The organism is Escherichia sp. E1130, from assembly GCF_005781065.1.
Classification (GTDB): domain Bacteria; phylum Pseudomonadota; class Gammaproteobacteria; order Enterobacterales; family Enterobacteriaceae; genus Escherichia.
Window position 1 is genome coordinate 73072 of sequence record NZ_VATL01000006.1, and the last position, 11498, is coordinate 84569.

Annotated in this window: 8 protein-coding genes and 1 pseudogene; 6 read left to right on the top strand and 3 right to left on the bottom strand. The window is 48.1% G+C overall.

The window, feature by feature from the left end:
• Nucleotides 1-66 precede the first annotated feature (66 nt).
• Genes FEK66_RS07450 through FEK66_RS07460 form a run of 3 tightly spaced genes read left to right on the top strand, consistent with a single transcriptional unit; the run spans nt 67 to nt 2912 of the window.
• Nucleotides 67-786, top strand: a complete 720-nt coding sequence (locus FEK66_RS07450) for a (Fe-S)-binding protein (protein WP_135409559.1) — start codon at nt 67-69, stop codon at nt 784-786.
• Between the two features lie 10 nt (nt 787-796).
• On the top strand, nt 797-2224 hold the full coding sequence (locus FEK66_RS07455; protein ID WP_135408117.1) for a LutB/LldF family L-lactate oxidation iron-sulfur protein: 1428 nt from the start codon (nt 797-799) through the stop codon (nt 2222-2224).
• On the top strand, nt 2217-2912 hold the full coding sequence (locus FEK66_RS07460; RefSeq protein WP_138211433.1) for a lactate utilization protein C: 696 nt from the start codon (nt 2217-2219) through the stop codon (nt 2910-2912). The genes FEK66_RS07455 and FEK66_RS07460 overlap by 8 nt, the downstream gene beginning before the upstream one ends.
• Before the next feature lie 95 nt (nt 2913-3007).
• Here FEK66_RS07460 and FEK66_RS07465 read toward each other — a convergent pair.
• A pseudogene (locus FEK66_RS07465) lies at nt 3008-3234 on the bottom strand (choline dehydrogenase); the annotation flags it as partial.
• A gap of 597 nt (nt 3235-3831) precedes the next feature.
• Here FEK66_RS07465 and ehaA point away from each other — a divergent pair.
• The gene (gene ehaA / locus FEK66_RS07470; RefSeq protein ID WP_138211434.1) at nt 3832-7809 is read left to right on the top strand and encodes an autotransporter adhesin EhaA; all 3978 of its coding nucleotides are present in this window, start codon (nt 3832-3834) and stop codon (nt 7807-7809) included.
• A gap of 139 nt (nt 7810-7948) precedes the next feature.
• Complete coding sequence (locus FEK66_RS07475) at nt 7949-9037, top strand: EAL domain-containing protein (protein ID WP_130209778.1); 1089 nt, start codon at nt 7949-7951, stop codon at nt 9035-9037.
• 41 nt (nt 9038-9078) lie between these two features.
• Here the strand turns inward: FEK66_RS07475 and FEK66_RS07480 are convergent, their stop codons facing one another.
• Nucleotides 9079-10011, bottom strand: coding sequence for a LysR substrate-binding domain-containing protein (locus FEK66_RS07480; RefSeq protein ID WP_135494354.1), 933 nt, complete (start codon nt 10009-10011; stop codon nt 9079-9081).
• A gap of 91 nt (nt 10012-10102) precedes the next feature.
• Complete coding sequence (locus tag FEK66_RS07485) at nt 10103-10600, bottom strand: DUF1097 domain-containing protein (protein ID WP_135494352.1); 498 nt, start codon at nt 10598-10600, stop codon at nt 10103-10105.
• Nucleotides 10601-10857: 257 nt separating this feature from the next.
• Here FEK66_RS07485 and FEK66_RS07490 point away from each other — a divergent pair, with 257 nt between their 5' ends.
• Nucleotides 10858-11463, top strand: a complete 606-nt coding sequence (locus tag FEK66_RS07490) for an ankyrin repeat domain-containing protein (protein WP_130209782.1) — start codon at nt 10858-10860, stop codon at nt 11461-11463.
• Nucleotides 11464-11498: the final 35 nt, after the last annotated feature.

The window sequence follows — 11498 nt, forward strand, 5'->3', positions numbered from 1 at the left end:
TCTGATAACCCGGAAGGAGTGGTTGCGATCAGGCATAAATAGAAATGAAGCAATGGAGTATTGGTTGTGAATGTAAATTTCTTTGTTACCTGTATCGGTGATGCCCTGAAATCAAGGATGGCACGCGACTCTGTGCTGCTACTGGAAAAACTCGGCTGTCGCGTAAATTTTCCTGAGAAACAGGGATGCTGCGGTCAGCCTGCGATCAATAGTGGTTATATCAAAGAAGCGATCCCTGGAATGAAAAATCTGATCGCTGCACTTGAAGATAACGACGATCCCATTATTTCGCCCGCCGGTTCCTGCACTTACGCCGTAAAAAGTTACCCAACATATCTGGCTGACGAACCAGAATGGGCATTACGTGCAGAAAAGGTTGCCGCGCGTATGCAGGATCTCACTTCTTTTATTGTCAATACACTTGGGGTCGTTGATGTAGGCGCCAGCTTGCAAGGGAGGGCGGTATACCATCCATCCTGTAGTCTGGCCCGTAAGTTGGGCGTGAAGGATGAACCACTTACGCTGCTAAAAAATGTACGTGGACTGGAGCTGTTGCCCTTTGCCGAACAGGATACTTGCTGCGGGTTTGGCGGTACGTTCTCGGTCAAAATGGCCGAAATTTCCGGCGAGATGGTGAAAGAAAAGGTTTCACACCTGATGGAGGTCTGTCCTGAGTATTTAATTGGTGCCGACATTAGTTGCTTGCTGAATATAAGTGGGCGATTACAACGGGAAGGGCAGAAAGTCAAAGTGATGCATATTGCTGAAGTGCTGATGAGCCGCTGAGGGTATAAAGATGTCGATCAAAACCAGTAATACAGAATTCAAGACACGCATCCGTCAGCAAATTGAAGATCCGATCATGCGCAAAGCGGTGGCAAACGCGCAGCAGCGTATTGGGGCAAATCGGCAAAAAATGGTCGATGAATTAGGTCACTGGGAGGAGTGGCGCGATCGTGCCAGCCAGATACGTGATCATGTTCTGAGTAATCTTGACGCTTATCTGTACCAGCTCTCCGAAAAAGTGTCGCAAAACGGCGGTCACGTCTATTTTGCAAAAACCAAAGAAGACGCTACCCGCTACATTTTACAGGTCGCCCAACGCAAAAATGCCCGGAAGGTGGTGAAATCTAAATCGATGGTGACCGAAGAGATTGGCGTCAATCATGTGTTGCAGGATGCTGGCATTCAGGTGATTGAAACCGATCTGGGTGAATACATTCTTCAGTTGGATCAAGATCCGCCATCTCATGTTGTGGTTCCGGCTATCCATAAAGATCGCCACCAGATCCGCCGGGTGCTACACGAACGTCTGGGCTATGATGGCCCGGAGACGCCTGAAGCGATGACCTTATTCATTCGTCAAAAGATCCGTGAAGATTTCCTCAGTGCCGAAATCGGTATAACCGGCTGTAATTTCGCGGTAGCAGAAACAGGTTCGGTATGCCTGGTGACCAATGAAGGCAATGCGCGAATGTGTACCACGCTACCTAAAACGCACATCGCGGTGATGGGGATGGAGCGTATTGCCCCCACGTTTGCCGAGGTTGATGTATTGATCACCATGCTGGCGCGTAGTGCCGTTGGCGCACGTTTGACGGGATACAACACCTGGCTGACAGGGCCGCGCGAAGCGGGGCATGTGGACGGGCCAGAAGAGTTTCATCTGGTTATTGTTGATAACGGGCGTTCTGAAGTGCTGGCCTCTGAATTTCGGGATGTGCTGCGCTGTATTCGCTGCGGGGCCTGCATGAATACTTGTCCGGCATATCGCCACATTGGAGGTCACGGATACGGATCTATTTACCCAGGGCCAATCGGCGCGGTGATTTCTCCGCTACTTGGCGGCTATAAAGATTTTAAAGATTTACCCTACGCCTGCTCTTTATGCACGGCCTGTGACAGCGTGTGTCCGGTGCGTATTCCTCTGTCAAAACTGATTTTGCGTCATCGTCGGGTGATGGCTGAAAAAGGGATCACCGCAAAAGCAGAGCAACGGGCGATTAAAATGTTCGCTTATGCCAATAGTCATCCGGGATTGTGGAAAGTCGGAATGATGGCAGGCGCTCATGCGGCAAGCTGGTTTATCAGTGGCGGCAAAACACCACTCAAGATCGGTGCGATTAGCGACTGGATGGAAGCCCGCGATCTTCCTGAAGCTGACGGCGAGAGTTTCCGTAGTTGGTTTAAGAAACATCAGGCGCAGGAGAAAAAGAATGGATAATCGAAGCGAATTCTTGCAAAACATCGCTCAGGCACTGGGGCGTCCGTTGCGACTCGAACCGCAAACAGAAGATGTACCGCTTAACAACTATGCAAACGAGCGTCTTACTGAACTTAGCCAGCAACAGCGCTGTGACGCGTTTATCCAGTTTGCCAGTGATGTCATGTTGACGCGTTGTGAACTGATCAGCGAGGCGCAGGCCGCGGATGCTGCATTACGCCTGTGTAAAGAGCTGGGAGATCAGTCGGTTGTGGTTAGTGGCGACAGGCGACTGGAAGAACTGGGGATCAGTGAACGTTTACAGCAGGAATGCAATGCCGTCGTGTGGGATCCGCTGAAAGGTGCCGAGAATATCTCGCAGGCAGAGCAGGCTAACGTTGGCGTAGTGTATGCTGAATATGGCTTAACAGAATCGGGAGGCGTGGTGCTTTTTTCCGCTGCAGAGCGTGGGCGCTCGTTGAGTTTGCTCCCTGAGTCCTCAATTTTTATCCTGCGCAAAAGCACCATCCTGCCACGTGTGGCGCAACTCGCAGAACAATTGCATCAGAAAGCGCAGTCCGGTGAACGTATGCCGTCCTGCATTAACATTATTAGTGGCCCCAGTTCAACGGCGGATATTGAGCTTATCAAAGTCGTCGGGGTTCATGGCCCGGTAAAGGCGGTGTACCTGATTATTGAGGATTGCTGAGAGGGAGTAACATGAGAGTTACCTCACGTTTTTATGGCAGGATTCAGTCCCATATCAAAACGGTAACTCTCAACCTTACAAGGCCTACAGCCAAATCAAGTCGCGACTGAATTTTTAGTTCTCAGCGGCATTCCATTCGCCACAAAATACGCAGCCGTGCTTTTCGCCAATCATAATTGCATCCACCACGCGCAGGCCCTCCAGTTCGTATACGGCCCGCCGTCTCGTCGTAGTCTGTTCTGTACGCATCGCACGGGGGAAAGGCGGTTTCGGTGCAATTACGCACAAGTTCGTTGAGCTGTTCATCGGTCTGACAATCGACACACAGGAAATAGTGTGATGTTCCAGGACGTGCATAAAACTGCGCCATCTCTGCATATGGTACGGGAATCATTGAACCACTGTAGAATTTTATGCATATATTATATATAGTTGTAACTTCATATCTTGTAATTCCTCTTAGTCACTTGTAAATCTTATATTCTATTAATTAACGATTTTATATGAATGAAAGCTGAATGGATTCAGTCTTATGCGCATATATATTTATTAATAAGACAATTCTTATATTTAAATACCTAATTAGAGTTATCACTTTCGTTGGTTATATATTATGGGTGTAATGCCTGCTCCTTGTTTATGTTTTGAGTTGATTTGAGCTTTCAGATACATATAATGCGCATATGTTTGAGACTGGGTGCTAATGTAAGGGTAAAGTTAAGATTGTTAATTTGAAATAGGTGTCCGGTAGTAAGTTAATCTATTATTACTCTCTGAACTGCATACCCAGGTATGTGGTTATCAATGTTATGCGATTTTTTTGAATTTATATATGCCATGAGCAGCAACCGGGATGGCATTTTATGTGTTGCTGTTTATGCAATCTTGGTTTTATTTGGATGTATTGCTGGAGATTGTGATGAATAAAATATATCGGCTAAAGTGGAACAGGTCCCGTAACTGTTGGAGCGTCTGCTCTGAACTGGGAAGCAAAATAAAAGGAAAAAAGTCCCGGGCTGTTTTAATTAGCGCGATAAGTTTATATTCATCTCTGGCGTTCGCTGATAATGTCATCGTAAACCAGGATGCGACTATTGATTTTGGCAAAGAGAACAAGAGCATTGATTACCATATTACGGTGACCAATAATGCTAATCTGGTTATCAATGCGACAGACTCTTCTCGTCCACGTCTGACTCTCGCTTCTGGTGGTGGGCTGGATATCACCGGAGGGAAGGTGCGTATCAATGGCCCACTTAACTTTTTGTTAAAAGGGACGGGGTTTCTGAACGTCTCCAATGCCGGCAGTGAGTTATATGCGGATGATTTATATGAGTCTTACTCTAATATTACCCACGATAGAGGCTATTTTAACGTCTCCAACGGCGGCAAAATCCATGTTAAGGGCACCAGTCGTCTGACTTATTTGCAGGGAAATGTCAGTGGTGAAGGCAGCCAGGTAAATTCTAAAACCTTCTTTATGGGCGTTTACGGCAGTTACGGTGGTAATCAGTACCTGTCAGTTAATAACGGCGGTGAAGTTAATGCCAGTGAGAAAATTAGCCTGGGCTATTATGATCAAGTCTCCGATACAACACTTGCTGTTTCAGACGGTGGTAAAATTTCTGCGCCTACTATTAGTTTAAGCACCAACTCTGAGTTGGCGTTAGGTGCACAGGAAGGAAGCGCAGCGAAGGCAGCAGGGATTATTGATGCCGAAAAAATTGAGTTTGTCTGGGCTTCGACATCCGATAAGAAAATCACCTTAAACCACACGGATAAAGACGCGACTATTTCCGCGGATATTGTCAGTGGCAGCGAGGGCCTGGGCTATATCAATGCGCTCAATGGCACGACTTACTTAACCGGTGATAACTCTGCCTTTAGCGGTAAAGTCAAAATTGAGCAAAATGGCGCTTTAGGGATCACTCAAAATATAGGTACAGCAGAAATCAACAACCGCGGGAAATTACACCTGAAGGCTGACGATAGCATGACCTTTGCCAATAAGATCTCCGGCAACGGTACAATAAGTATCGACAGTGGGACGGTGGAGTTGACCGGCAATAACTATGCATTCAGCGGATATATTGATGTTGCTTCCGATGCTGTCGCGGTTATTTCTGAAGAAAAAAACATTGGCAACGCGGATCTGGATGTTGATGGCAAATTGCAAATTAATGCCAACAAAGATTGGGTATTTGATAACGATCTTGAAGGTAGAGGCATTGTTGAAATAAACATGGGGAATCACGAATTCTCCTTCGATGAGTTTGCTTATACAGACTGGTTCCAGGGTTCACTGGCGTTCCAGAACACGACATTTAACCTGGAAAAGAATGCTGAGTTTCTGCAGAAAGGCGGGATCACTGCGGGTCAGGGAAGCCTGGTAACAGTTGGTAAGGGCGCTCACTCCATTAGCACTTTGGGATTCTCCGGCGGAACCGTTGATTTTGGTGCCCTGACAGCGGGTGCACAGATGACAGAAGGGACGGTCAACGTTAGTAAAACGCTGGATCTGCGCGGCGAGGGTGTGATTCAGGTTTCTGACAGTGACGTTGTCCGCTCAGTATCTCGTGATATTGACTCCGCGTTATCGCTTACTGAAGTTGATGATGGTAACAGCGCCATTAAGCTGGTTGATGCGCAAGGTGCGGAAGTTCTGGGGGATGCGGGCAACCTGCAATTGCAGGATAAAAATGGGCAAATTCTCTCCAGCAGCGCCCAACGTGATATTCAGCAGAATGGACAAACAGCGGCCGTCGGCACTTACGACTATCGTCTGACGAGTGGGGTAAACAATGATGGCCTGTATATCGGCTATGGCCTGACGCAGCTTGATTTGCAGGCTACCGACAGCGATGCCCTGGTGCTGAGTGCAAACGGTAAAAGCGACAATGCCGCCGATCTCAGCGCAAAGATTACCGGCAGTGGTGACCTGGCATTCAGCAGCCAGAAAGGTCAGACCGTATCGCTTTCTAACAAAGACAACGACTATACCGGTATTACCGATCTGCGCAGCGGGACGCTCTTGTTGAATAACGATAACGTGTTGGGTAATACCCGTGAACTGCGTCTGGCGGCAGAGACTGAACTGGATATGAATGGTCACAGCCAGACCGTGGATACGCTCAATGGGAGCGCCGATTCGCTGCTGAACTTAAACGGCGGGAGCCTGACTCTTGCCAACGGGGGGACTTCAGCCGGTTCGTTAACGGGTAACGGGGAGCTGAATATTCAGGACGGCACGCTGGACCTTGCGGGCGATAACAGCAACCTGACGGCTAATATGAATATTGCTAGCTCGGCTAATGTTCTGGTAAGTCATGCACAGGGATTGGGTAGCGCAAATGTTGAGAACAACGGTACCCTGGTGTTGAATAATAGCGCTGAAAAAAGAGCGGCTGTGCCTGTGAATTACACCCTGGGCGGCAACCTGACTAACAACGGTACGCTGATGACCGGAGAGTCTGGACAGCAAGCGGGCAACGCGTTAGTGGTGAAGGGGAACTACCATGGTGATAACGGCCGACTGGTGATGAATACGGCACTGAATGGCGATGATTCAGTGACGGATAAACTGGTTGTTGAGGGCGATACCAGCGGCACGACTTCCGTTACGGTGAATAACGCTGGTGGTACAGGCGCTAAAACGCTTAACGGTATTGAACTTATCCATGTTGATGGTAAGTCTGAGGGGGAATTTGTTCAGGCGGGACGTATCGTTGCGGGCGCATATGACTACACTCTCGCGCGTGGTAAGGGGGCAAACAGCGGAAACTGGTATCTGACCAGTGGTGGTGATTCAGCTGAACCGCAGCCGGAACCAGAGCCGATGCCGAATCCGGAGCCTAATCCGACTCCGACTCCGACTCCAGAGCCGACGCCGGGTCCGGATCTGAATGTGGATAATGACCTGCGACCGGAGGCGGGTAGCTACATCGCGAACCTTGCAGCAGCGAATACCATGTTCACTACGCGTCTGCATGAGCGTCTGGGTAATACGTACTATACCGACATGGTGACGGGTGAGCAGAAACAAACCACTATGTGGATGCGCCATGAAGGTGGTCATAATAAATGGCGCGATGGCAGCGGCCAGCTGAAAACCCAAAGCAATCGCTATGTTCTGCAACTGGGAGGCGATATCGCGCAGTGGAGCCAAAACGGCAACGACCGCTGGCATGTTGGGGTCATGGCGGGATATGGCAACAGCGACAGCAAAACCATTTCCTCGCGAACCGGTTATCGTTCAAAAGCGAGTGTGAATGGATATAGCACTGGCCTGTATGCCACCTGGTATGCTGATGACGAATCGCATAATGGCGCGTATCTCGACAGTTGGGCGCAGTACAGCTGGTTTGATAACACAGTGAAAGGTGATGATTTACAAAGTGAATCCTATAAATCAAAAGGATTTACCGCTTCACTGGAAGCTGGATACAAACACAAATTAGCTGAATTTAATGGCAGTCAGGGAACGCGTAATGAATGGTATGTTCAGCCGCAAGCACAGGTTACCTGGATGGGAGTCAAAGCCGATAAGCACCGCGAAAGCAATGGGACTCTCGTTAGGAGCAGCGGTGACGGCAACATTCAGACTCGACTTGGTGTAAAAACCTGGCTGAAGAGTCATCATAAAATGGACGACGGTAAATCCCGCGAGTTCCAGCCATTTGTGGAAGTGAACTGGTTGCATAACAGTAAGGATTTCAGCACCAGCATGGATGGCGTGTCAGTCACTCAGGATGGCGCCCGAAATATTGCCGAGATAAAGACGGGTGTTGAAGGACAGCTAAATGCCAACCTGAATGTCTGGGGAAATGTGGGCGTTCAGGTTGCTGATAAGGGATATAATGACACCTCTGCAATGATTGGCGTTAAGTGGCAATTCTGATCTGAATAATAAGTAAAAGGAGAGAGCCGAATTGGTGCTAATTCGGCTCTCTGTGTCATTTTCTTGCAGCCAGCTTTTCCTGCCGGAGTGAAGACAAGCAGATTAAGCTGGCGCACAAGATTTAATCAAGGTGTGTTCAATGGCTTCGCATGATTTGAGTGTTTTTTTGGAAGAGTTCGGCGCAACGGTAAATTTGACGTTGCCTGGTATTGTGTCCGAAAAAGAACGGCTTTTACTCAAGCTGCTAATGGAGGGGATGTCGGTTACAGAAATCTCACAGTACAGAAATCGCAGTGCAAAGACAATTTCACATCAAAAGAAGCAGTTGTATGAGAAATTAGGTATCCAGAGTGATATTACCTTCTGGCGGGATATCTTTTTTCAGTATCACCCGCAGGTAACCACTGCTACGGGAAATAAAAATAAAATTTATCTTCCTGACAACCGTTGTCACCATATTGTCACACCTGAAGCCATCAGTCTGGCGCTGGAAAACCATGAATTCAAACCGTGGATCCAACCGGTATTTTGTGCTCAGACAGGGGTACTGACAGGTTGTGAAGTGCTTGTTCGTTGGGAACATCCGCAAACGGGAATCATCCCGCCGGATCAATTTATTCCTCTGGCGGAGTCATCTGGTCTTATCGTCATAATGACCCGCCAGTTGATGAAACAGACTGCGGATATTCTGATGCCGGTAAAACATTTGCTGCCGGACAATTTCCATATTGGTATCAACGTCTCGGCGGGCTGTTTTTTGGCTGCGGGATTTGAAAAAGAGTGCCTGAACCTGGTTAAGAAATTAGGTAACGATAAAATCAAGCTGGTTCTTGAGCTGACAGAACGTAACCCTATTCCGGTAACACCAGAAGCCAGAGCGATATTTGACAGCCTTCATCAGCACAACATTACCTTTGCGCTGGATGACTTTGGTACTGGTTATGCGACCTATCGTTACTTGCAGGCGTTCCCGGTCGATTTTATTAAGATCGATAAGTCGTTTGTGCAAATGGCGAGCGTGGACGAAATCTCTGGTCATATTGTTGACAATATTGTTGAACTGGCGCGTAAGCCTGGTCTGAGTATCGTGGCTGAAGGGGTGGAAACTCAGGAACAGGCGGACTTAATGATCGGTAAAGGCGTTCACTTTTTGCAGGGCTATTTGTATTCTCCGCCAGTACCGGGTAATAAATTTATCTCTGAATGGGTAATGAAAGCAGGTGGTTGATCTAAACCGCTATTCACAACGCATCGGGAGGTTGAGTGGTATCAATTCTCCCGATGCAGTAAATCCTGATAGATCCCCGTTAATATGCCATTTGGCGCAAATTGTTTTTTAATCCACTGCGTCACCTGCCCCGTAGCAGAATGCTGAGTCGCCAGTAACATGCGCGAATCTTGGCGCGGATTATGGATTTGTCGGGTAACCAGCAGGGATTGCGTCATCGCCTCACGGACCATGTAATCCGGCAAAAAACCAATCCCTTCACCTAAAATCTGGCACTGACATTTGGTATTGAAATCTGGCACCAGAATCGACTCCTGCCCATGCAGCAACCAACCTACTTTTTTATTAATCGTATGCGCGGTGTCCTCCACCATAATATTAGGGTAAAGACGCAACTGACTTTCAGCGATCGGTTCTGGCATAAAGGCCAGTGGGTGATCCGGGGCAATGGCAAAAGCCCAGCGAATCGCGCCAATTTCAGTGTAATCAATACCGCCACCGTCCAGCAGCGTGTCGGGCGCGCCGATGGCGATATTCGCCTGATTATTGATAATCGCATCCCAGACGCCGTTATACACTTCGGTCGTCACGGTAATCTGGCAGGTAGGAAACTGCTTTTTCAGCACCTGTAATAAGCGTGCGGTGTGTTTGGGCGTATAAAGTAGCTGATTAATACAAATGCGCACGCGCGCTTCTATGCCCTGAGAAATAGTATCGATACTGCGTTTGATGGCGTGAAAATCATTCAGCAGGTCGGTAGCTTTGCGGAAAAAATAACGCCCGGACTCGGTTAACTCAATGCTGCGGGTGTTACGAGTGAACAGCACCACATCCAGCCCCGCCTCCATACGCTTGATGGTGTAGCTAATGGCGGAAGTGGTTAAACCCAACTCTTCTGCCGCTTTACTGAAGCTGCCAAAACGCGCAGCGGTAGTAAATGCCAACAGATTCTCTTCGGTAAAAATTGAGTTCATTAAACCATTCCCGCCATTATCTACTATGAATTTCTCCAGCTATGACTGTAGAGGTATCGGTTAAAGATAGATAATCATTTTTGAATAACTTTTAATACCCGTCGCGTTTAGTCGTCGCTTCGCTTAATTTTTGTCCGCCATATTCTGAAATTATCCCCACGCAGTTACCCGCCAGAAAACCCAGTAACGTTACCGTCCAGTTCATCCCGCTGGCAAAAAACAGCGTCATGCCGAGAAAGCCACCGGGAATAAATGACAGTAACCAGAAACGCCCTTGCCAGACCACCACCGCCGAGAAGGGTACAGTCGTAATCACGCTCGCCCAGAACGCGGACAGTCCACTCACAGAGGCCAGCCAACCGGCAGCCAGCGCGGCGAAAAACGCCCACACCATCCCGGAATAATTAACCGCCAGACTTCTGATAAACCCCGATTTACCGCCGCCTGCGGCATAAAAACTGCAAAAGGCGACGAACCCAATCGTACCTAATAATTCCCATCCCTGAGAGAGCCCGACATGTGAAGACACTAACTGCCAAAGCCCTGCACAAATACCGACGGTTATACCCGTTGCAGTGAGTCCGTTCATCTTGTTCCCCTCTGGTTAGACATGGACGAAAGCTGCGCTTACATGTGCAGACTATAGAGAAATAAAACCTGATTGAGTGAAAGGGTATCGGGTCAAAGAAACAAATATTGCACTACCGCACACTGCGAAAAGATTGTTGAACATCATTCAACAAAAAGGCGAAATACGGCGAATTAAATTTAAGCGGGTTCTTTTATCAGATTATCGTTGCTATTCTCAATTCATCGAAAACAGCCACAAAAACCAGGGGAATGTGAATGACTATAAAAAATCTACCTGCCGACTATTTATTGGCTGCACAACAGGGCGATATCGATAAAGTAAAAACCTGTCTTGCGCTGGGTGTCGATATTAATACCTGCGATCGCCAGGGGAAAACGGCAATTACGCTGGCAAGTTTATATCAGCAATATGCTTGCGTTCAGGCATTAATTGATGCCGGAGCGGATATTAATAAACAAGACCTGACATGTTTAAATCCTTTTTTAATGAGCTGCCTGAACGGTGATTTAACGCTGCTACGAATTATTTTACCGGCTAAACCAGACCTTAATTGCGTCACCCGTTTCGGTGGTGTCGGCCTGACGCCTGCCTGTGAAAAAGGCCATTTAAGTATTGTGAAAGAACTTTTGGCGCATACGGAGATTAACGTTAACCAGACCAACCATGTTGGCTGGACGCCGCTACTGGAAGCGATTGTGCTTAACGATGGCGGGATTAAACAGCAGGCGATTGTCCAGCTATTGCTGGAACACGGTGCCAGCCCGCACATGACGGATAAATATGGCAAAACGCCGCTGGAACTGGCGCGGGAACGGGGTTTTGAAGAGATTGCGCAGTTGCTGATTGCCGCAGGCGCATAAACCAGGAGGCTGGCTATCGACACACCAGAAAGACG

Excerpts from the sequence above, each read along its gene's own strand:
- FEK66_RS07455 (WP_135408117.1), top strand. The coding sequence starts at position 797 with ATGTCGATCAAAACCAGTAATACAGAATTCAAGACACGCATCCGTCAG.
- FEK66_RS07460 (WP_138211433.1), top strand. The coding sequence starts at position 2,217 with ATGGATAATCGAAGCGAATTCTTGCAAAACATCGCTCAGGCACTGGGG.
- ehaA (WP_138211434.1), top strand. The coding sequence starts at position 3,832 with ATGAATAAAATATATCGGCTAAAGTGGAACAGGTCCCGTAACTGTTGG.
- FEK66_RS07475 (WP_130209778.1), top strand. The coding sequence starts at position 7,949 with ATGGCTTCGCATGATTTGAGTGTTTTTTTGGAAGAGTTCGGCGCAACG.
- FEK66_RS07480 (WP_135494354.1), bottom strand. The coding sequence starts at position 10,011 with ATGAACTCAATTTTTACCGAAGAGAATCTGTTGGCATTTACTACCGCT.
- FEK66_RS07485 (WP_135494352.1), bottom strand. The coding sequence starts at position 10,600 with ATGAACGGACTCACTGCAACGGGTATAACCGTCGGTATTTGTGCAGGG.
- FEK66_RS07490 (WP_130209782.1), top strand. The coding sequence starts at position 10,858 with ATGACTATAAAAAATCTACCTGCCGACTATTTATTGGCTGCACAACAG.